The following is a 20,875-nucleotide window of genomic DNA, read 5'->3' on the forward strand; positions in this document are numbered from 1 at the left end:
GCCCGGCCGGTCGCGCTGGCCGCGTGCGCGGCTGGGAGCATGGCCGACATGCGGCCAACCCGGCGGACCCTGCTGACCACCGCGGTCGGCGCGGCACTGTCCGGAGTCGCCGCGGCCGGCTGCGCGGTGCCCTACGGTTCCGACGACCGCGCGGTCCCCACCGGGACGGCTCACGCACGCGGAACGGGCGGGCCGGGGGCGGAGCCGGCGGTCGCGTCGCCACGGGACGATCCGGCGGCGCGGACGGCGCGGACGGCGCTGGCCGCGGCTGGCCCGGCGGTGGTGACGGCGACCTCGTTCGTCAGCGGGGCGCGGGGACGCGAGGTGACGATGGTGCTGGTCGCGCCGGCCGGTGGAGCCCGCGACCTGCCGGTCTGCCTGGTGCTGCACGGGCGGGGGGACGACGCTCGCGGTTCGGTCGGGCTGCTCGGGCTTGACGGCCTGCTACCGAGCGTGATCCGTGCGGGGACGCCGCCGTTCGCGCTGGTCACCCTGGACGGCGGCACCGCCTACTGGCACCGGCGGGCCTCCGGTGATGACCCGGAGGCCATGATTCTGAACGAGGTGCGGCCCCGGCTCGCCGCGGCCGGGATGCGCACCACACGCCTGGCCGCGTTGGGGTGGTCGATGGGTGGCTACGGCGCGCTGCTGCTCGCCCGGCGCCATCCCGACCTGGTCGTCGCCGCGGCGGCCAGCAGCCCGGCGATGTGGCACACCTATGGTGCGAGCGCCCCGGGTGCCTTCGACTCGGCCGCCGATTTCGCCGCCCACCGCGTCCTGGGCGCCGGGCCCGCGCCGGGCGTCGCCTACCGGATCGACTGTGGCGCTTCCGACCCGTTCGCCGTCGTCTCCCGCGAGGCCGTCACGCAGCTACAGCCCGCCGAGCACAGCCTCGGCGCCGGTAGCCACGACCCGGCGTACTGGCGCTCGGTCGCCCCCGCCCAGCTCGCCTTCGTCGGCACCGCCCTGCACCGGACTCTTTCCTGAGCTTCGCGAGCTGCGCCAGTATGGACGGCCGTTAGACAGCTGTTGGACGGCCGGCCGTCGCCAGGGGCGCGTTCCTGGCCGTCCAACGCTGTTTCCCGCGGACAGGAGCGACCGTCAGCCGGCGGTCTCGCTGACCTGGACCTGGCCGGGGACGGTGCTGTAGTTGGGCAGGTCGTCGGCGAGGAACTTGAAGTCGAGTTTGGCCAGGGCGGCCTTCAGTTCGTCGAGGGAGTCGAAGGTGACGGTGGCGGAGGCCTCGTGCGGGCCGTCGATGCCGCGGGTGACCTCGACGTCGGAGCGGCCGAGGGCGGCGGCGAAGACGGGGATGTGCTTGTCGCGGTAGTAGTCGTGGTCGAACGTCGCACCTTCGGTCTTCGGATAGAAGACGGTCCACCGGATCACTGCGATCTCCCTGCCGCTCGAGACGCGCGGAATGTGTCGTACGCCTCGTCCCAGTGTGCCCAGCTCACCCCAGGGACTCAACAAATGCCTGGTCATGGGCGCACGGCAGACCTGACCGCCGGCAGCCGACGGGCCGGCCAGGAGCGCCCCGCCCACCCCAGGACCACAACGTGTCGCACGTCACAGATCGAGGGAGTCGGAATCCTGGGCACTTCCCGGGGTGCTGACCATGCACAACACGGACGGCGACGCACGCGGCACAGGCGATCCACGCGGCACAGGCAGCGATCCACGCAGCACTGATGATCCGCCGAACACAGGCGGTCCACGGAGTACGACAGCGGAGGCAGGCCCATGGAACTCGGTGTGCACGGAGTGAACATCACGGTGGCGGCAACCGGCTCGGTACGGGCATTCTGATCCTGCCGCAGCGCAATCCGCTGGTGCTGGCCAAACAGGCCGCGAGTCTGGACGCGCTCAGCGGCGGGCGGTTGCTGCTCGGGGTCGGCCCCGGCTGGCAGGAGGCCGAGATGCGGGCGGTCGGCGTGCCCCCGGAGCACCGCGGGGCCCGCACCGACGAGTACCTCGACGCGATGACCTCGCTGTGGACGGACGAGTCGCCCGAGTTCCACGGCCGCTACGTCGACTTCGCCGATGTGCTGTCCCCTCCGCGTCCGACGACACCCGGCGGGCCGAGGATCATCATCGGCGGGCACAGCCCGGCGGCGTACCGGCGGGCCGTCACCCGCGGGCATGGCTGGTTCGGCACCGGCACCGTCGCCGGTCTGGAGGAGGGTCTGCGCGGGTTGGAGAAGGCCGCCGCCGAGGTCGACCGCCCGGCCCGCCTCGGCCGGCTCGAGCTCACGTTCATGCACGCCGACCCCACCGAGATCAGCGTCGACGCCGTCCGGCGGGTAGCCGACCTCGGGGTCGACCGCTACCTCGTGTTCACGACGCCAAGTCGCACGGTCGCCGCCGCCGAGGCCCTCCTCGAGCGCCACGCCGACCTGCCCCGCTGAGCCGGTCGCGTCGGTCTACCCCTCGATCGCGCCGCCGGCGAGGCGCGGACGGTCGCGGAAGGTGAAGGTCGGGCCGGCGGCTCGGCCCGCCGGCCCGGATGGTCAGCCTTCGATCGGGGTGACGCCGACGGGCTTGTAGGGGGTGGGCTGGCCCTTGCCGTCCAGGACCGTCACCAGGGTGCCGCGGACGCAGGCCGCCGGCTGGCGGGCAACCGCCTTGCCGTTGCAGCGGAACTTCAGGCCGGACGCGCCCGGAAGGTCCTTCTCCGGCATGGCCTTGACAGCGGCGGTGATGCTTGCCGGTGTGACGTCGCCGGTGAGGCCCTCGGTGGCCGACTGCAGCGCGGCGACGGTGATGAACATCGTGAACGTGCCGGAGCGATGGATGTCGATGTCGTGGCCGTAGGTGTCCACGACCGCCTTGATCAGCCGGCTCGACGGGTTGTCGGTGCCGACGGGTGAGGGCGCCGAGACGGACAGGCCCTTGAGGGTGGAGCCGGGCACGGACTTACGGGTCGAGTCCGTGATGCAGACGACGTTCGCGGTCACCGTGCCGGTGAAGCCGACCGCCTTGAGACCGTTCAGCGCGCTGATGCAGAACGAGTCGCTGCCCAGCAGTGTCACCAGACCCGGGTCGCTCCTGGTGAACCGCTGCAGCTGCGGCGTCATGTCGGCGGTGCCGGCCGGAACCGGCACCAGCTCGAAGTCGAGGCCCGCCTGACGGTAGGCGGGCCCGACGGCGCTCTTGTAGTAGGCGGTCACGGTGGGTACGTCGACCGCCACCGCAGTGATCTTCTTCAGGCCCTTTTCCCTGGCCTGTTCGACCGGGAGGTTGATCGAGCCGTAGTTGGGGTCGGTCAGGGCGAACGTGGTGTCCGGATCGGCGAGCGGTCCCGGCGCCGAGGTGTTACCGAACACCATCGGGATCCTCGCCGCGTGTACCGGCTGCCAGATGCTCTCCCCCACCGAGGACGAACCGACGATGACGGCGGCGACCTTCTCCTCGACCATCCGGTTCCCGCAGTCCGTACCCTTCGCCGGGTCGGCCAGCGCCTCGCACTTGACCAGCCGGATCGGCCGGCCGGCGATTCCGCCGCGGTGCGCGTTGAGCCAGGACACGGTCGCGTCGGCCACCCGGCTCTCATACGCCAGGTCGGAGACCGGACCCTTGCCGTCGGAGACCATCCCGATCCGCACCGGCGTGCCCTTGGCCTCGTCGGCCGGGCCGAGTTCGGCCGCAGCACTCCCGGCCGACGCCGCGCCGCTGCTCCCGGCCGCGGGGCTGGCGCCGTCCGACCCGTCCGAACCGCAGGCGGCCAGTAACAGCACGCCGACGGACAACGCGGCCGTGGCGGTCAGTACTCGTCGAGGCGCACGGGCACCGGACCTGCGTCGCCGCAGGCCCGGGCAGGGAAGAGCGGGGTGCCTCATGTTGGTCCCATCTGTCCAGGTGTGATCCGGGCAGCGCGGGGACGCGCCACCCGGGGGGGCGATCGTCGAGCGGGCTGTCCGTCAGCCGGCGTCCCAGCCGGCGGTCAGCAGTGCGGCGGTGTGTTCACCCAGCCGAGGAGCGGGACGGGAGATCCGCCAGGGGGTGCGGCCGAACCGGTAGGGGGCGCCGGGATGCAGCTCGGTGCGGCCGGTGTGCGGGTCGGGCAGCTCGACGGCGAACTCGCGGGCGAGTGCGTGCGGGCCGCGGATCGCCTCCTCCGGCGAGGCCACCATCCCGGCGACGATCGCCCGGCGCTGACAGCCCAGGAAGAACTCGGCGGCGGGCAGGTGCTCGGCGAGCAGCATCATCGCGGCGCGGGAGGCGTCCCAGATCGGCTGGGCCAACGGGTCGGTCCCCAGGCTCACGATGCTGACGCCCCCACGTTCGACGCCGAGTTCGAGCAGCACCACGTCCGGGAACGCCTCGCGCAGTCCCAGCTCGTCGATCCATTCGACGAGCGCCGCGTACCGCGCGGCGGTCCGCGGCGGGAAACCGAGCACCACGTACTGCCCGTCGGCGGCGCGGACCTGCGTCTGGTTGGTCGGTGACGCGGTGGCGTGCCGTCCCGTCTGGCGGGAGACCAGCTGCCCGTCGGCCAGATACTGGGTGGTCGCCAGCTCGCAGGTCACGTTCAGCGCCGCATCGACGCTGACGTCGACATGCTGGCCCCGGCCGGAGCGGGTGCGGTACAGCAACGCGGTGAGCGTCGCCGCGACCGCGAACGAACCGCCGACGTGTACCGCCTGCCCGCCGAGCCCGCGCACCGGTGGCAGACCATGGTCGTCGTAGCCGCAGGACAGCACCGGTCCCGCCCCGGCGAGCAGGGTCAGGTCGGTGACCGGCCGGTCCGGGCCCGAGGCGGCCCGGCCGTACGGCGTCACCGTCGTCCACACCAGTGACGGGTAGCGCTGGGTGAACCGCGCCGGGTCCAGCCCGAGGGCGGCCGTGTCGGCGGCCGGCCAGCCTTCCAGCAGAACGTCACAGTCGGCCAGCAGCCGCTCGAACCGGCCAAGGTCGCCATCCCCGCCGCGACCGTCGTCCCCGCCCGTCGGCTCGCTGTCGACGGTTGTCGCCAGGTCCAGGACGATGCCGCGTTTGGAGGTGTTGTAGTGCCGCCAACCGATGCTGCTCTCCGGGTGTGGTGTGCTCTCGACGAACGGGGCGCGCCCGCGGGCCGCGGCACCACCGGGCGGTTCGACGACGACGACGTTCGCACCGAGGTCCGCCAACAGCTTGCCCGGGTAGGCGGTGAACTCGCCGGCCAGTTCCAGCACCCGCAGCCCGAACAACGGCCCACGCGGGCCACCCCCGGACGGCTCCTGCCGTGCGGCCGAGCCGCCCAGCGCGCCGTTTTGCGGGTCCCCCACGCGGACGCTCACAGCACGCCTGCCGCGGCGAGGTCGGCGAGCTCGGCGTCGTCGACCCCGAGCAGCTGCCCGAACACGAACTGGTTGTGCTCGCCCAGGCACGGCGCGCCCCGGCGCAGCGACCAGTCCGTCTCGGACAGATGCACCGGCAGACCCTCGATCCTGGCCGGTCCGATCCGGGAGTGCGCCACCGTCGGCCACAGGCCCCAGTCGGGGGTGGCGGGACGCGGGCCGTCGATCCGCTCGGCGGCCGAGCGCACCGGGCTCGCCGGGACACCGGCGGCCAGCAGCCGGGCGGCGAGCTGCTCGGCGTCGAACCCGGCGGTCCAGGCGCCGAGCAGCTCGTCGAGGGCGTCCTGGCCGGTCAGCCGCGCCGCCGCCGACCCGAGCCTCGTCTCGCGCGCCCAGGGCTGGCCGATCTCGGCGGCGAGCCGGCGCCAGTCGTCGTCGTCGCGGCAGGCCAGGGCGATCCAGCGGTCCTCGCCGCGGGCCGGGTAGATGCCGTGCGGCGCCATCTGGGGATCTCGGTTGGCGTGCACCGTGCCCGGCGGGCGCGGCGGGCGGCCACCGAGGTGGCGCTCGAGGATGTCGGTGCCGGTCAGGGCGATGCCGGCCTCGACCGTGCAGACGTCCACCACCTGGCCCTCGCCGGTGCGGTCACGGTGCCAGAGCGCGGCGAGCACGGCGATCGCCATCGTGTAGGCGCCCATGTGGTCCATGTAGGAGTAGCCCCAGCCGGCGGGTGGCTGGCCGGGCAGACCCGAGGTGAACGTCAGACCGCTCATCGCCTGGACGATCGGCCCCCAGGTACGGAAGTCACGGTAGGGGCCGCTGGTGCCGAAACCACTGTTCGAGACGTACACGATGGACGGGTTGAGCTCACATAACCGCTCGTAGGGAAAACCCATCCGGGCGAACACCCCGCCGGCGAAGTTCTCGGTCACCACGTCGGAGACGGCGATCAGCCGTTCCAGCAGCTCGCGGCCGCGCGCGGTGCGCAGGTTCAGGGTGACGCCGAGCTTCTCGGGGTTGTGGTTGTTGAAACCGGCGCCGAACTCGATGCCGCGCCGCTCGTCCAGATACGGCGGGCCGCCGCGGACGACGTCCCAACCACCCTGGTTCGTCGGGTCCTCGACCCGGATCACCTGGGCGCCGAACGCGGCGAGCAACCGGGTGGCACCCGCACCGGCGAGCTGACCGGACAGGTCGCACACCCGGATGTGGCGCAGAGCGTCGCCGCGGCCTTCGAGATCGGGTGGGCAGCCGGCCCACCGGTCGGCCGGCGCGCCGAGCTCCTCCCACGGCGACCCGCCCACATCTCGCGGCCCGCTCGCCTGGTGTGGTCCGTCCGTTAATCGCGGCCCGTCCACCTGTCGCCTCCCGATGCCCGGCGCGGCGCCACTGGAGCAGTGCCCGCGGAGCATCGGTCTATCAAGCGTCTGGTATAAGAGTCCAGAGCTCGGGCTTCTATGCGTGCAATGTCTGCATATGCCAGTCGGATATTGCCGGTCGAGGGCCCCCGGCGTCGCACCCGGGTGACCGGACGAACGTCGACCACCCGGGTGCGCGACGACTACACCGCGCTGTGACGCTCCGCGTACAGCCGTGCCCACTCCTTGCGGGAGCGGATCGCGGTGTCGACGTCGGTCGCCGTCGCCCGCAGCGCGCCCACGTTCGCCCGCTCGCGCGGCAGTTCGGCGAACGGATCCCAGTTGAAGAACCGACAGGCGTTCTCCCAGGTGATCTTGTTGATCTCCGGATCGGTGGCGCCCGCGCCGTTGAGCTCGTTCAGGACGAACTCCGGCGCGTTCGGCCAGATCGAGTCGGAATGCGGGTAGTCGCACTCCCAGGCGATGTTCTCGATGCCGATCTCGTTACGCAGCCGCAGCGAGGTCGGGTCGGTGACGTAGCAGGCCAGCGAGTGGTCACGGAAGACCTCGCTCGGCAGCTTGTCGCCGAAGTCGCGGCGCAGCCACCGCTGGTTGGTGTAGTGCCGGTCGCAGCGGTCCAGGTAGAACGGGATCCAGCCGATCCCGCCCTCGGAGAAGGCGACCTTGAGCTCCGGGTACTCGCGGAACGCCGGCCCCCACAACAGGTCCTGGACGGCGAGCACGGTGACCTGGGTGGCCAGAATGATCAGGTTGTCGATCGGGCCGTCCGGCGCCATCTTCAGCGCGGCGAAACCGGAACCGATGTGCAGGCACATGACCACGCCGGTGTCACAGAACGCCTGGAAGACCGGGCCCCAGAAGGTCAGGTCGTGGTAGCTGGGCAGGCCCTCCAGGTGCGGCAGCTCCGGCATCGTGACCGCTCGGGCACCCTTCGCCGCGACCCGGTGGATCTCGTTCACCATCAGCTGGCTTTCCCACGTCGGCACCAGCGCCAGCGGGATGAAGCGACCCGGGTAGGTGGCCGCCCACTCGTCGATGTGCCAGTTGTTGTAGGCCTCGACCATGCGCACGGTGACGTCGGACTTGTAGTGGTTCAGGTGACCGGCGCTGAACCCGGTGAACGTCGGGAAGCACATCGACGCGACGATGCCGTTACGGTCCATGTCGCGGACCCGGTCGTGAATGTCGTACACCCCCGGGCGCATCTCGTCGAACTTGGCCGGCTCCATACCCCATTCCTCGGCCGGCCAGGACACCACCGCGTTCAGCCCACTGACCCCGGTCACCCGACCCTGGTAGATCCACTGGTCGACGCCCTGCTCGTTGCGCACCACCTTCGGCGCCTGGTCGGCGAGCTTCGCGGGCACGTGGTTGCGGAACATGTCCGGCGGCTCGACCACGTGGTCGTCGATGCTCACCAGCACCATGTCGTTGACGTCCATGCCAGTCCTTTCTCGCGATGTGACCCGGCATACTCTCTGGTTCAGTTGTACGCTGTCGAGCCGTGACCGTCTCCGCGCCATCGGCCAGAAGCCATGCGATAACGGCCAGAACGGCCCGGCTCTCCTCGCCGGACGGCCCCCGCGGGGCCGCCCATCACGGTCCGCACAGCCGGTCCAACCAGGGCCTGGTCGACCTTCGCCAGGGCGGGCGGGGGCTGGGCGGGTCGTACGCCTGGGACGGGCCGCACCTGGTCACCGGGTGGCACTCACACGACATGCATCAGATCGAGTACGCGATCAGCGGCGTCATCGAGGTGGAGACCGCCGCCGCGCACTATCTCCTCCCTCCGCAGCAGGCCGCCTGGATCCCCGCCGGGCTGGAGCACTCCGCGACGATGAACTCCTCGGTGCGTTCGGTCGCGGTGCTGTTCGACCCGTCCCTGATTCGCTCCCCCGGCGACCGGGCCCGCATCATCGCCGTCCCCCTGCTCATCCGGGAGATGGTGATCTACGCCCAGCGCTGGCCGATCAACGACGCCCAGCCCGACCCGGTGGCCGACGGGTTCTTCCGCACGCTCGGCCACCTGCTCATCGAGGCGCTCGACCAGGAGACGCCACTCGACCTGCCCACCCCGACCGACCCGCTGCTGGCCGCGGCGGCCACCTACACCCGCCAGCACCTCGAAGCCGTCACGGTCGAGCAGGTGAGTCGCGCCGTCGGAGTCTCCGAACGCACGCTGCGCCGCCAGTTCCGCGCCGAACTCGGCCTGTCCTGGCGGGACTACCTGACCCGGGCCCGACTGCTGCGCGCGATGGCGCTGCTGGCCGAACCCGGCCCTTCGGTGCTGGAGGTGTCGAACGCGGTCGGCTTCGACAGCCCCAGCTCCTTCGCCCGGACGTTCACCCGACACTGCGGCGAGAGCCCGTCGGACTACCGGCGCCGCGTCACCGCCCGTACCTGACCCCGCCCACGCTGATTTCGCAATCAACCATCACGGATGACCCGTGGGCTGCGCGGATGCGTGGGCTGACCGTTGCCCCAAGGGGCGAACAGGCCCGATCGACCTGGCACCGATCGATTCTTTCTGCTAAGTTCGTCCGCATACCGTCCGGGGGGGATAAATCCCGGCGAGATATCTGTTGACGCACGTTATCCCGGCGTACAGCACTCCGGATTACAGCGCTCCGGATTACCGCACTCCCGCAGCTGGAACTCGGCCGCATCCACCTCCGACACACACTGGTTCCCCGACCAGGGTGACCGCCGTGCTGGGGGCACCGGCTGCTGTCGGTGCCGCCGCCCGCCTACCGCCACAAAGGCCCGGTGTCACGACCGACGCGACACTTGGCCACATCGCCGGCATCATCGGCTATGCGGCATTCTTTTTCATGACGGCGACGGTCGTCTGGGGAATTCTGCTGGCCACCCGTGTGCCGGATCGACACGTCCGTCGGCCGACCCTGTGAAGCGGGCACGTGACGCTTGCGATCCTGGCGCTCGCGGCGTCCGTCGCCCATGCTCAGGTGCACTTCTTCCGCCATGACGCCTACTACGACGAGGCCAGGATCTGGATTCCGTGGCTCGGCGGCGCCAAATGGGCGGTCGCTGTCGGCATTCTGGGCCTGGAGCTGGTGATCGCGGTCGCGGTGTCAATCTGGTTCCAACACAGGATCAGCTACCGACGATGGCACCGGTTCCACTGGTTCTCCTATCCAGGATTCATCCTGATCGCCGTGCACAGCACGGTGGCGTCACGTGAGACGTCATTCAGCATCATCTGGGCGGCAATGGCCACCGTGCTGTTCGCAGCTCTGCTGGCTGGCGCCATGCGGGTGCTCTCACCTGCCATACGCCGAGAAGCCGAAGATCCGTGGTCCGATCTCGTGGAGGAATTCGAGAATGGTATCCATCGGCGGTGACACCAGCGTGACGGTGGACTTCCCGGACGGCTTCTCGGTCGCCGAACAGCCGGTTCCGGCATCAATGCCGATATCGATCCCGGCGGTGGGGCCGGCGGGACGCCGACGGATCCGATGCTGACGACCGGGCCGCTCGACGTGGCACCGCTGACGGATCCTGGTGGCTACGGCGGTGTCCGGCGAACCGGCCGTCCACCCGTGTTCGCGCCGAACGAGCGGCGCCACCACAGCCGGCTCCCCCGCAGGTCAGGCCGGCCGACGGTGAGCGTCGACAACAACCGGTGCCGGCTGTACGCGATCTGCCAGCTGGAGGCCCCGGCGAGTTTCCTGGTGGCCCGGGACGGCCGGCTCTACTACGACGCCGCGCCGGCGCCCACCGAGTTCACCCGCGTTCGCCAGGCGGCGCGGCTGTGCCCCATGCAGGCCATCGCGCTGCGGGCCGAACCCCGATGACCCGCACGGCGCGGCGGAGGTCGGGGCGGGGCGGCACCGAGTTCGCCCGCGCGCTGATGGAGGCGGGGCGCAACCGGTGTGACCACCAGCCGCCGCGCCGCCAGGTGGTGATCGTGGGCGCCGGCATCGCGGGCCTACGGGCGGCCGAGCGGCTGCGGGAACGCGGCTTCGACGGCTCGATCGTCTTCATCGGCGACGAGCCGCACAAGCCGTACAACCGCACCCCGTCCGGTGTCGGGGTGCGGATCTGGCTGGACGACGGCGGGCGGATCGACGCCGACGCGGCAGTCGTCGCCGTCGGCGCCCTGCCCGCGGCGGGTTGTCCGTGGTGCCGTCGGTGCCCGGCTCCTCGAGTACACCGACCTCGTCGGCCTCTCGCTGTATCCCGTGCCCGACCACATCCCCGCCGCCCTGCCCGGACCGGTACCCACCGCCGCCTGACCAGCGTGGTCAGGGCTGGCGGGGCGTGGTCAGGGCTGGCGGGGCTGGTCGGCCTTGGCGGCGACGGCGGCGGCCCAGCGCAGGTCGGGTTTGCCTGCGGGCGAGCGCCTGACCTCGTCGACGCGGATGTAGGCCTTGGGCAGCTTGAACCGGGCGATGTGCGCGACCGCCGCGGCGGCGAGGTCGTCGTCGGTCACCACCACACCGTCATGGGGCTGGATGAGCGCGACGACCTCCTGCCCCCACCGCGGCGAGGGACGGCCCGTCACCACCACGTCGCGGATGCCGGGGTGGCTGGCGACCGCCTGCTCCACCTCCTCGGCGAAGATCTTCTCGCCGCCGGAGTTGATCGTCGCCGAGTCGCGGCCGAGCAGGGCGATGGTGCCGTCCGCGAGCAGGCGGGCGCGGTCGCCGGGAATGGTCATCCGCTGGCCGGCGATCGTCGGGAAGGTGCGGGCGGTCCTGTCCGGATCACCGAGGTAGCCCAGCGGCAGCGCGCCGGTCTTACCCAGCCAACCCGTGCCGTCATGGCCGGGGGGTAGCAGGCCGGACCGATCCTCCGCGACCACCACGCTGCCCTCCGTCGGGCTGAACACGCCGGCCGGCGGCGGCTGCTGCTGGCGGGAGGTCAGTTGCAGGCCCTGACTGCCACCTTCGGACGAGCCGATCGCGTCCATGATGGTGACCTCGGGCATCAGGTCGAGCAGCCGCTGCTTCGTCGCCGTCGTCAGCACCGACCCGCCGGACAGGATCGTGCGCACCGACGAGACGTCGTAGCGCCCGGTCCCGATCGCCTCGACGATCGGCCGGGCGAACGCCTCGCCGACGATCTGCAGCAACCGCACCCGTTCCCGTTCGAGCAGCGTGGCGATGTCGTGGCCGTCCAGCCGGTCGGTGCGGCTCTGGATGACGACGATGCCACCCTTGTTCATCGTCATGAACGCCGTCCAGTGCCCGGCGCCGTGCATGAACGGTGGTGCCGGCAACGCGACCGTGGGGTCGGTCTCCACAGCCGTGCGGGCGATCTCCGCCAGGGACGAGAACGGGGTGCGGTCGGGTCGGCGCCCGCCCATCGCGGTGAGGTGGATGTCCCCCTGCCGCCACAGGACGCCCTTGGGCAGCCCGGTCGTGCCGCCGGTGTAGAGGACGTAGAGATCGTCGGGTGACCATTCGTCCGACCAGGCCGGCAGCTGCGCGGACGCCCCGGCGAGGGCGTCGGCGTACCAGGTGGCGCCGGGCAGCAGCGGCTGGCCCGAGTCGTCCTCGATCTGGATGAGCAGGTGCAGGTCGGGCAGGTCCGCGAGGACCTCGGCGAGCCGCGGCGCGAACTCCGACTGGTACACGATCGCCCGACTGCGGCTGTCCCGCAGGACGTGCCGCAGCTCCTCGGCGACATACCGGTAGTTGACGTTCACCGGGGCGACCCGGGCCTTGAAGGCGCCGAGCATCGCCTCGAGGTACTCGTTGCCGTTGTGGGCGTACACCGCGAGATGATCGTGCTGGGACTCGTGCGAGCCGAGACCCGCCCGACCGTTGGGCCGGGCCCCGAGCCCCCCGTCGCGCAACACGTGGGCGAACCGACGGGAACGCTCGGTGATATCGGCGTAGGTCAGCCGGCGATCCCGAAAGACAATGCAGTCACGATCCGGCACCGCGGCGGCGACGGCTTCGTGAACCGCGGCGATATTGTATCCCGACTCCACCCCATGATCGCCCATTCGGGTGAGGCTATCTCAGCCCCATCCGCACAGTCGACCGTTTAACAACGTTTAGAAAACCACCGTGTCCCCTGGTCAGGCCGAGCCGTTGAGGGTTTTCCAGTGGTCCGCGATCTCGGCGTGGACGTCGGCGTGCGCCTGCGGCCAGGCGAGCCCCGCCTCCAACGTGTTGACGGCGATATGGCTGGCGCCAAGCTCCAACCAGCGTCCGAGCCGCCCCGCGGCCTGCGCCGGCGTTCCTCCCCGCAGCACCACGTGGCCCTGCAGACCGACCGTCCCCGGATCCCGTCCGGCGTCCCTGGCCGCCGAACGCACCAGCGCCCAGGCCGCCGCCAACCGTTCCCCGTCACCGAGCGCCGGATGCGGAATCCACCCGTCGGCCAGCCGCCCCACCCGCTCGAGGGCGGCGGGCGCGTCTCCACAGCCCACCCAGATCGGGATCGCCCCCGACGGCGGACGCGGCTCGATGCCGGCCCGGTCGATCGTGTCGAACGCCCCCGCGTGCGCCACCACCGGCTGCGTCCACAGCGCGCGCAGCAGCGGGATCTGCTCCTCCAACCGGCGGGCCCGGCTGCGAAACGCCACCCCGAGCGCGTCGTACTCGACCTCGTTCCAGCCGATCCCCACCCCCAGCCGCAACCGTCCCCCACCGGTGCCAGCGCTGCCACCACCAGCCCCGGTGCCGGTTCCGGCACCGGCACCGGCACCGAGCAGGACGTCAAGGGTGGCCGTCTGCTTGGCGACCAGCGCGGTCTGACGCTGCGGCAGGACGAGCACGTCGGTCATGAACGACAGCGACGTGAGCGCCCCCAGGTGCGCGAACAGCACCAGCGGTTCGAGGAAGGGCACGGTGTGGTCGTAGTAGCCGGTCCAGTCCGGACGGCTGGCCGAATCCGCGCCGAGCACGTGCTCGAACACCAGCAGATCGACATAGCCGGCGGCTTCGAGGCCCTGGGTGAACCCGACGACAGCACCGGGATCACTCGGCCGGATCTCCGCCTGCGGCAGCACCGCCCCCAACCGCACCGGCTGCCCCGTCACCGCGCCTCCCGCTCGTCCGCCGCGCCCGCGGTCCCGGTCTCCGCGGTCCCGGCGGGTCCGGCGGGTCCGGTCCCGGCCACGGGTGTCGCCGCGGCTCCGGTGATCCCCGTTTCGGTCGTGACGTTACGCCATGTCGGGTGGAACTCGCGCCGCTGAATCACCCAGCGACCGGCCAGGTGGACGAACTGGTCGCGGTAGCGACCGAACACCGTCTGGCAGGACGTCAGATCCGCGCTGACCAACACCGCGTGCAGATAACAGGACGCCTCAGCCAGCGCCAGCGCACCCCCGCCGGCCACCACAGCGGCCTGATCATCACCGGCATGCGGTCGCACGTGGTGGGTGCTCACCTGGTGCAGGGTGGGGCCGAGCGCGGCGTGAAACGGCGGCGCCCAGGCCAGGAACTCCTCGAGGGGCGCGAGGCGGGCGGGCCGTCCGAAACCGACCCGCGCGTGCGGTGCGAAGCAGGCCCGCAGGGCCGGCCAGTCCCGCTGGTCGATGGCCACGGCATAGGCGTTCTGCACGCCGATGATGGCCTGCACGTCAGCCGCCGTGAGTTCCCGGCCCGAGCCGGACCCGCTCCCGCCCGGGTGACCGGGCGGGCTTTCGCCGCCGTGGACCGTCGTCACTGGCGCCTCCGTCCGCCGCGCCGGCGTGCGGTCACGGCTTGCGAGCGATACCCCGTATGTGTGCACGTGCGCGTCGTCGGTCGCGGCGGCGACCTCGTCCGGATGCCAGTGGTTGACGAGCACGACGCCCGGATCGATCAGCTCGAGGCCGTCGAACAGGCCCTCGACACGGACCTTGTCCCTGGCCAGCAGCGGGACGCGGTTGGCGTTGTAGGCGGCGATGTCCCGGTGGACCTCCTCGGACGCGCTGTCCGCCGGGCAGGTCGACAGCGCGAGAATACTGCCGGACGCCGGCGGACGCATGACCTGTTCGATCAGCCCGCGCACCACGTCGTCGTCCACGATGAAGCGCATGGGGGACGGCACCCCGGATGAATTGCCGGCGCATCGGCGACCGATCGGCGAAGGATCGACCCGATGGGGCCGAAAAACGATGACGTGATCGCCCGCGCCAGTACATCGGCGGGACTTTGCCATACGGCTTCACCATCGATTTGACCGGCCATTCGAAGACATTTCCCACCCCATCGATGGTCCTTTTTCTGAGAGCGCCGGAACTCGCTAATCTGCCGTCGGCGACGAAGAGATCGCCTTTTCTTGACTGGAGAGATCATGAAAAGATCCGTACGGCTCCGAATTTCCGTGCTTGCGGTCACCGGTGCGACGGTGATGGCACTCGCAGGTGGTTCGGCCACGGCCGCCTACGCCTCAGACGACTGGAGCGGCAAGGACAAGGGCTCGAAGGAAAACAGCTGGAACAAGGACCAGTGGGGCAAGGACGACTGGAACAAGGACCGGTGGGGCAAGGACGACTGGAACAAGGACCAGTGGGACAAGGACCAGTGGGACAAGGACGACTGGAACAAGGACCGGTGGGACAAGGACGGTTGGAACAAGGACCGGTGGAGCAAGGACCAGTGGGACAAGGGTGGAAAGGACAAGAGCAAGGACGGAAAGGACAAGGATGGCTGGGACTGGGACTGGGACTGGTGATGGCCCGAAACTAACGATCTGCGGAACGCCGCCCGGCCACCTCTATCCGACTGGACGACGCTGACCGAGTATTGCCGGCCTAGTATGGTCGACCGACTTCTTCGGTGACCGCGACTACAGCCCTTACAGCGATGTCGCGGGCATTCATGACGATTGCCCCCGGAGCAGGATCCCGACTCTCGACCTCCGGGGTTAATCGGATGCCCGGCATAACGCGCAGGGTTTCCGACGTTTCCGATTCCCTATTGCGGCTACTGCCGGTGGCACAGAACTCGTAGCGGTGCCCGTTCACACCTCGATGTCGCCCGTTCGACATCCCGACTCCCGGGATGGGTGGCCTCGACGATCTCCTCACCGAGGCCACCCATCCCAACCGCCAGTTCGACGCGGTGAACCGAATGGAGTCCACCGACATGGTGTACGGGGTGTGATCGTCTAGCGACTCGCCGGAGTGGCGGTCCGTCACGTAAAGCGACCACCGCGCGATTCTTCTCGAGAAGGACGAAAAACTCGACGAGGGAGATACGCGATGGCCGTGCGTCCGACTGTGACCGATACTGATTCGTTCGGCACGGAGCTGATGTCGGCGAGTCCGGATCTGTTGGGTTCGATGGTGAAGGCGTTCGCGGAGGCGTTGATGGGCGCCGAGGTGGACGGGATCCGCAATGCGGAATATGGCGAGATCTCACCTGGGCGGATGAACCGGCGGAACGGCTATCGGGCACGGGAGTGGGACACCCGGGCCGGGACGATCGACCTGGCGGTACCGAAACCACGGCAGGGATCCTGTTTTCCGGAATGGCTGTTGACGCGTCGTCGTCGCGTCGAGCAGGCGTTGATCTCGATGGTCGCGACCTCGTATCCGCTGGGAGTATCGACCCGCCTGGTCGACAAGCTCGTCGAACAGCTCGGGGTGGCGCGTATCTCGACATCGCAGGTATCGGTGTTGGCGATGCACTCGACGCTCAGGTCGAGGCGTTCCGCTCCCGGCCGCTGGACGCCGGCCCGTACCGGTTCGTCCAGGCCGACGCGAACGAGGTCAGCATGCGGCCGAGAGACGCGATACGGGCGATTGCCGATGCGGCTGTCGGCGCCTGGGTGGTCAGGGCTGAGCCCTGACCACCCCCGGTGATCCGGAATGTCCCGGTCGGGCGGGCGGACTACAGGTCGGCGTACTGGGGGTCGTCCGCGATGAGGATGCGCTCGAGCAGGCGCGGGGTGGAGCCGTAGTTACGCACCGCGTAGTGGACGGTGGCGCGGTTGTCCCAGAAGGCCACCGAGCCGGGGCGCCAGGAGAAGCGCACCTGGTTCTCCGGTCGGCGGTACTGGTCGATGATGGCCGCGAGCAGCTCACGGCTCTCGGACCGGTCGAGGCCGACGATCGTGGGGCGCTGGGTGAAGTTCACCCAGACGTTGCGCTTACCGGTCTCACGGTGGGTGCGCACGACCGGGTGCGCGACGATCGGGTAGTCGTGCCCGGAGACCTGCAGCGCGGAGCGGTAGTCGTGGGTGACGTGGCGGCCCTCGAGCCGCTCCTTGATCTCGTCGGAGAGGCTCTCGTAGGCGAGCGCGGCGTCGACCCAGACGGTGTCCCCGCCGACCTCGGGCAGCACCACGGCCCGCAGCACCGCGCCCCAGGTGGGGACGAGCCGCCAGCTGGTGTCGGTGTGGTAGGCGTCCCAGGTGTCGTCGCCGGGCTGCGGGCGGAACGTCCTCTCGTACTTCTTCAGGTCGTCGGCGGAGATCCGGTGGATGGCACCGGAGGTCGCCTCGGCCTTCGCGGCGCCCGGGTGGGTGTAGAGCGGGCCGAACTCGCGGGCGAACGCCTCGTGCGTCTGCTGGGTGAGCTCCTGGTCGCGGAAGAAGACGACCTTGTGCCGCAGCAGGGCGGCCCGGATCTCGTCGCGCACGGCGGGGGTCAGCGGCTCGGCGATGTTCACACCGCTGATCTCCGCGCCGATGGTGGGCTGCAACGGACGGATGTCCAGCGACGACGAGACCGGGGTCTCCACGATGGTGGTCATGATGCGGTTCCCTTCGAACGGGGTGGCAGAGCAGGGCGGGGCGGGGTCAGCGGCCGGTCAGTAGTGGATCGGGCCGAGGGTGCCGCCGCCGGCGGCGATCGACTCGCCGGTGACGGCGACCGACAGCGGTGAGGCGAGGAAGGTGACGAGCGCGGCTACCTCGTCGGCGGTGACGGCCCGGCCCAGGGCGATGCGGGCGGCGGCGGCCTGGATCTGCTCGTCGGACAGCACGACGCTGCCGCCGTCGTCCGCGGTGAGCGTCAGGCCGGGGTGCACCACGTTGACGGTGACGCCGTGCTGGCCCAGCTCGTCGGCGAGGGTCTTGGTGAGCGCGGCGACGCCGACGTTGCGGATCGATCCGGAGGCGAGACCGACCTGCCGGGCCGCCAGCCCCCCGATGTTGATGATCCGGCCCCAGCCCTGCGCGGTGAAGTACGGTGTGACGGCCTGGGCGGTGCGCAGATAGCCGAGCACCTTGACGTTGAAGTCGGCGGCGGCGTCGGCGGTCGACAGTGCCACGGTTCCCCCGCCACCGGCCCCGGCGCCACCGGGCTTCGCGGCGTTGTTGACCAGAATGTCGATCCCGCCGAGGGCGGCCACGGTCTGCTCGACGAGTTCACGCACCGACGCGTCATCGCCGGCGTCGGCGACCACCGGCAGGACCGTGCGCCCGACGCCGCCTTCGGTCAGCTCCGCGGCCGTCGCTTTCAGCGCCTCGGCGTTTCGGGCGGCGATGACGACCTGAACTCCCTCGGCGAGCAGCGCCCGGGCGATCGCCCGCCCGATACCACGGCTACCTCCGGTCACAATCGCCCGGCGGCCAGCAAGTTGAAGATCCACAGATTCTCCGTACGACAGAGGGAGACGCGCACTGCACAATCGCGGCACCGCCGGTTCCCGAAAACCAGCCGGTCCCGCACATAAGCCGGCTCCCGAAAACCGGCGGGGCGCCGGAGACAGCAACACCAGCCGGAGACAGCAACACCAGCCGGAGACGGCAACACCAGAGGTGATGTCCGAGTCCGCGAACCAGCCGCCGTCGGCGGTGTACCGGCCGGAAGCCGCGAGATTCAGGAAGCCGCCCGAACCCGCACCCGCACCCGCACCGCGGTGCGCCGGTCGGCCGGCCGGGTGGACGTGCGGACGGCCGGGCGCTGGCTGTCGGGTACTGGCCGCAGCCCGACTCAGCGGGCCGGAGATCAGGAGATCAGTGGCCGCGACAGCTCGCGGAGATGACGCGCAGCAGGTCGATGTGCTGGCGGGTGACCAGGTAGGCGGTCCTCAACACACGTCAAAGTTGACCACAGTTTCCCGATCGGTCAAGTACAGATGACGTGTGACCAGAGTCACAGCTAAAATTGATTCGCCTCAATCACAGAACGTGGCCACGGCGCTCGCGAAAACGGGTTCCGAAGGCCGTTTATTCCGGCGGCAGAAGCTTGACAGCAGATTCGCTCGTACCGCAGAGTTCCGATAACGGCACGCCAGGCGGCGGTACGCCCGGGACTTCCGGGTGACCGTCCGCAGCACAGCCATGTCCACAGACATTCCCGCGGTTCACAGCCAGGCAGCCACACGACGGTAACAATTCCCGCGGCGCCGCGGCATACCTCTGACGCCCGTCGCGGATACGCCAGAGACCGGGGAAGCCTCCCCGCGAGCCCGTCAGGATCACCTCGAAACCGGACCTTTCACACTCCCCGACGTTCACGTTTCCCCGTCCCGCCCGCAGGCCGCACCACCCGTCACCGGCACCTGAGAACGTCGGCGGCGCCGAAGGAGAACTGTCTCGTGAACCAGACCCGGACCGCGCCGCGGACCCTGGCGGAATTCATGGCCGAACTGCAGGCCAGCCGGGATGCGGAATGGCCCGCCGAGCAGCTGCGCGGCCACGCCGAGCTCCGCGGACGCCTCGTCGAGCAGGCCGATCCGTCCCGGTTCGTCGCGCCCGGTGACGTCGTCGCGCCGTTCGCGCTGCCGACGGCGGGGGGTGGCACCACCAGGCTCGACGATCTGGTCGCGCGCGGGCCGGCGGTGCTGCTGTTCTTCCGGTTCGAGGCCTGCCCGGCGTGCAACACCGCCCTGCGCGGCTACCAGCAGACCCTGGCACCCGCCCTGCGGGAGCTGGGGGTGGAACTGGTGGCGATCAGCCCGCAGGTCCCCGAGCGGCTGGTGCGCGTCCGGGAGCGGCACGGGTTCGACTTCACCGTGGCCAGCGATCCCGATCACGCGCTGATCGACCGTTTCGGCCTCGGTTTCGCGCCGACGGACGCCGAGCGGGACGCCTCCCGGGCGCGTGGCGTCGACCTCGGCGAGATCCTCGGCACCGGCTCCTGGGTCCTGCCCTACCCGAGCGCCGTCGTGATCGACCAGGCGAAGGTCGTGCGGTTCGCCGAGGTACAGCCGAACTGGATGGTGCGCGCGGAGTCGACGCGCATCATCGCGGCGGTCCGCGCGGCTGCCACAGCACACGCATCGATCACCGAACGGAAAGGATCCTGATCGAGATGACACTGGCATCCGACCTGACCTCCCCGAGCACCGAGCCGTCCGTGATCGTGGTGACCGAGGGTAGCCGGCAGCACGAGGCGTCCAGCGACGACAACGAGAGCAGCAGCTGGAACGGGCTGGTCTCCCCCGCCGAGGGCGGGGTGTGGCCGCGACCGGTGCCGCAGCGTTCGATCGCCGAGGAGCGGCTGCACCGCAGGCGCAAGCTGGCCGGGGCCTATCGGATCTTCGCCAAGCTCGGCCTGGCCGAGGGCCTGTCCGGCCACATCACCGCACGCGACCCGGAGCTGCCCGACCATTTCTGGGTGAACCGGTTCGGCCTGGACTTCAGCCGGATCACGGTGTCGAACCTGCTGCTGGTGAACTCCCAGGGCAAGATCGTCGAGGGGCAGCCACCGCTGAACACCTCGGCGTTCGCGATCCACTCCCGTATCCACGCCGCCCGGCCGGACGTGATCGGCGCCGCGCACACCCACTCGCCGTACGGACGGGCCCTGGCCGCGCTCGGCGAGCCGCTGCACCCGATCTCCCAGGATGTCTGCAGCTTCTACCAGCATCAGGCGGTGTTCGGCGAGTACAACGGGGCCGTCGTCACCGAGGACGAGGGGCAGAAGATCGCCGACGCGCTCGGCCCGCACAAGCTGGTGATCCTGCGTAACCATGGACTGCTCACCGTCGGCGCGAGCGTGGAGGCGGCGGCCTACCGGTTCATCGCGGCCGAACGTGCGGCCCACACCCAGCTGGTGGCCGCCGCGGCCGGCCCGCTGCGGCTGCTGGACCACCGGACCGCCAGTTACACGGCCGGCCAGGGCGGACGCGACAACGACGGCGCACGCTGGGCCTTCGACGCCCTCTACGAGATCATCGTCGAGGAGCAGCCCGACCTGCTCGACTGAGCTGACAGTGACCTTCGCCACTGCCGGGGGCCGTGAATCAGTCACGCATGGCAGCGACCCTCGGCCATGGCAGTCACCAGCACCCACCCTGCCAACGGTCAACGCACCCCCAAATGCCTACCTATCATTATGAAAAGGCATTTTTTGACCAT

The 20,875-nt window shown here is 70.4% G+C and carries 19 protein-coding genes and 2 pseudogenes; 11 read left to right on the top strand and 10 right to left on the bottom strand.

The genetic code is table 11. The features are described from left to right. Nucleotides 1-48: 48 nt before the first annotated feature. A complete protein-coding gene (locus MXD59_RS15195) occupies nt 49-987 on the top strand; it encodes an alpha/beta hydrolase-fold protein (protein WP_248825390.1) in 939 nt (312 codons plus the stop codon). A 114-nt stretch (nt 988-1,101) separates the two neighbouring features. On the opposite strand, the gene MXD59_RS15200 is transcribed toward MXD59_RS15195, so the two are convergent. Beyond that, a complete protein-coding gene (locus MXD59_RS15200) occupies nt 1,102-1,389 on the bottom strand; it encodes an EthD family reductase (protein WP_248825391.1) in 288 nt (95 codons plus the stop codon). 302 nt (nt 1,390-1,691) lie between these two features. Between MXD59_RS15200 and MXD59_RS15205 the strand changes: the two genes are divergently transcribed. After that, complete coding sequence (locus MXD59_RS15205; protein ID WP_283096937.1) at nt 1,692-2,408, top strand: TIGR03619 family F420-dependent LLM class oxidoreductase; 717 nt, start codon at nt 1,692-1,694, stop codon at nt 2,406-2,408. 102 nt (nt 2,409-2,510) lie between these two features. Here MXD59_RS15205 and MXD59_RS15210 read toward each other — a convergent pair whose 3' ends face one another. From MXD59_RS15210 to MXD59_RS15225, 4 genes are all read right to left on the bottom strand, one after another. Then, entirely contained in the window at nt 2,511-3,839 is a 1,329-nt protein-coding gene (locus MXD59_RS15210; RefSeq protein ID WP_248825393.1) for an ABC transporter substrate-binding protein, read from the bottom strand. Nucleotides 3,840-3,920: 81 nt separating this feature from the next. Beyond that, entirely contained in the window at nt 3,921-5,267 is a 1,347-nt protein-coding gene (locus MXD59_RS15215; RefSeq protein ID WP_248825394.1) for a CoA transferase, read from the bottom strand. Nucleotides 5,268-5,275: 8 nt separating this feature from the next. Next, nucleotides 5,276-6,583 (bottom strand): CaiB/BaiF CoA transferase family protein, encoded by a 1,308-nt coding sequence (locus MXD59_RS15220; RefSeq protein ID WP_248825395.1) that lies wholly within the window; start codon nt 6,581-6,583, stop codon nt 5,276-5,278. Between the two features lie 257 nt (nt 6,584-6,840). Further along, a complete protein-coding gene (locus MXD59_RS15225) occupies nt 6,841-8,100 on the bottom strand; it encodes an amidohydrolase family protein (RefSeq protein WP_248825396.1) in 1,260 nt (419 codons plus the stop codon). A gap of 185 nt (nt 8,101-8,285) precedes the next feature. On the opposite strand from MXD59_RS15225, the gene MXD59_RS15230 reads away from it, so the two are divergent. The 5 genes and pseudogenes from MXD59_RS15230 to MXD59_RS27375 all read left to right on the top strand — a co-directional run. Then, complete coding sequence (locus MXD59_RS15230) at nt 8,286-9,062, top strand: AraC family transcriptional regulator (protein ID WP_248825443.1); 777 nt, start codon at nt 8,286-8,288, stop codon at nt 9,060-9,062. A 304-nt stretch (nt 9,063-9,366) separates the two neighbouring features. Continuing rightward, a complete protein-coding gene (locus MXD59_RS15235) occupies nt 9,367-9,567 on the top strand; it encodes a hypothetical protein (RefSeq protein ID WP_248825397.1) in 201 nt (66 codons plus the stop codon). A gap of 9 nt (nt 9,568-9,576) precedes the next feature. Beyond that, complete coding sequence (locus MXD59_RS15240) at nt 9,577-10,020, top strand: ferric reductase-like transmembrane domain-containing protein (RefSeq protein WP_248825398.1); 444 nt, start codon at nt 9,577-9,579, stop codon at nt 10,018-10,020. Between the two features lie 114 nt (nt 10,021-10,134). Then, nucleotides 10,135-10,473: a ferredoxin gene (locus MXD59_RS15245; RefSeq protein ID WP_248825399.1), complete on the top strand. Its 339-nt coding sequence runs from the start codon at nt 10,135-10,137 to the stop codon at nt 10,471-10,473. Nucleotides 10,474-10,529: 56 nt separating this feature from the next. Continuing rightward, nucleotides 10,530-10,688, top strand: a pseudogene (locus MXD59_RS27375) (FAD-dependent oxidoreductase); the annotation flags it as partial. Between the two features lie 255 nt (nt 10,689-10,943). Here the strand turns inward: MXD59_RS27375 and MXD59_RS15250 are convergent. From MXD59_RS15250 to MXD59_RS15260, 3 genes are all read right to left on the bottom strand, one after another. Further along, nucleotides 10,944-12,617 (bottom strand): AMP-binding protein, encoded by a 1,674-nt coding sequence (locus tag MXD59_RS15250; RefSeq protein WP_248825400.1) that lies wholly within the window; start codon nt 12,615-12,617, stop codon nt 10,944-10,946. A gap of 90 nt (nt 12,618-12,707) precedes the next feature. Beyond that, nucleotides 12,708-13,673 (bottom strand): LLM class flavin-dependent oxidoreductase, encoded by a 966-nt coding sequence (locus MXD59_RS15255; RefSeq protein WP_248825401.1) that lies wholly within the window; start codon nt 13,671-13,673, stop codon nt 12,708-12,710. Next, a complete protein-coding gene (locus MXD59_RS15260; RefSeq protein WP_248825402.1) occupies nt 13,670-14,656 on the bottom strand; it encodes an SAM-dependent methyltransferase in 987 nt (328 codons plus the stop codon). Before MXD59_RS15260 ends, MXD59_RS15255 begins: the two co-directional genes overlap by 4 nt. A gap of 315 nt (nt 14,657-14,971) precedes the next feature. Between MXD59_RS15260 and MXD59_RS15265 the strand changes: the two genes are divergently transcribed. After that, complete coding sequence (locus tag MXD59_RS15265; RefSeq protein ID WP_248825403.1) at nt 14,972-15,295, top strand: hypothetical protein; 324 nt, start codon at nt 14,972-14,974, stop codon at nt 15,293-15,295. Nucleotides 15,296-15,824: 529 nt separating this feature from the next. Beyond that, nucleotides 15,825-16,345, top strand: a pseudogene (locus tag MXD59_RS15270) (transposase); the annotation flags it as partial. 110 nt (nt 16,346-16,455) lie between these two features. On the opposite strand, the gene MXD59_RS15275 reads toward MXD59_RS15270, so the two are convergent. Next, nucleotides 16,456-17,319: a TauD/TfdA dioxygenase family protein gene (locus MXD59_RS15275; RefSeq protein ID WP_248825404.1), complete on the bottom strand. Its 864-nt coding sequence runs from the start codon at nt 17,317-17,319 to the stop codon at nt 16,456-16,458. Between the two features lie 57 nt (nt 17,320-17,376). Then, complete coding sequence (locus MXD59_RS15280; protein WP_248825405.1) at nt 17,377-18,159, bottom strand: SDR family NAD(P)-dependent oxidoreductase; 783 nt, start codon at nt 18,157-18,159, stop codon at nt 17,377-17,379. A gap of 951 nt (nt 18,160-19,110) precedes the next feature. On the opposite strand from MXD59_RS15280, the gene MXD59_RS15285 reads away from it, so the two are divergent. Beyond that, entirely contained in the window at nt 19,111-19,821 is a 711-nt protein-coding gene (locus tag MXD59_RS15285) for a peroxiredoxin-like family protein (RefSeq protein ID WP_248825406.1), read from the top strand. Between the two features lie 5 nt (nt 19,822-19,826). Next, nucleotides 19,827-20,723, top strand: coding sequence for a class II aldolase/adducin family protein (locus MXD59_RS15290; RefSeq protein WP_248825407.1), 897 nt, complete (start codon nt 19,827-19,829; stop codon nt 20,721-20,723). Nucleotides 20,724-20,875 lie beyond the last annotated feature (152 nt).

Source organism: Frankia umida (assembly GCF_023242945.1).
GTDB classification, from domain to species: domain Bacteria; phylum Actinomycetota; class Actinomycetes; order Frankiales; family Frankiaceae; genus Frankia; species Frankia umida.

Coding starts and splice junctions, on each gene's coding strand:
- MXD59_RS15195 (WP_248825390.1), top strand. CDS start 49: ATGCGGCCAACCCGGCGGACCCTGCTGACCACCGCGGTCGGCGCGGCA.
- MXD59_RS15205 (WP_283096937.1), top strand. CDS start 1,692: ATGATCCGCCGAACACAGGCGGTCCACGGAGTACGACAGCGGAGGCAG.
- MXD59_RS15210 (WP_248825393.1), bottom strand. CDS start 3,839: ATGAGGCACCCCGCTCTTCCCTGCCCGGGCCTGCGGCGACGCAGGTCC.
- MXD59_RS15225 (WP_248825396.1), bottom strand. CDS start 8,100: ATGGACGTCAACGACATGGTGCTGGTGAGCATCGACGACCACGTGGTC.
- MXD59_RS15245 (WP_248825399.1), top strand. CDS start 10,135: ATGCTGACGACCGGGCCGCTCGACGTGGCACCGCTGACGGATCCTGGT.
- MXD59_RS15260 (WP_248825402.1), bottom strand. CDS start 14,656: ATGCGCTTCATCGTGGACGACGACGTGGTGCGCGGGCTGATCGAACAG.
- MXD59_RS15265 (WP_248825403.1), top strand. CDS start 14,972: ATGGCACTCGCAGGTGGTTCGGCCACGGCCGCCTACGCCTCAGACGAC.
- MXD59_RS15275 (WP_248825404.1), bottom strand. CDS start 17,319: ATGACCACCATCGTGGAGACCCCGGTCTCGTCGTCGCTGGACATCCGT.
- MXD59_RS15290 (WP_248825407.1), top strand. CDS start 19,827: ATGACACTGGCATCCGACCTGACCTCCCCGAGCACCGAGCCGTCCGTG.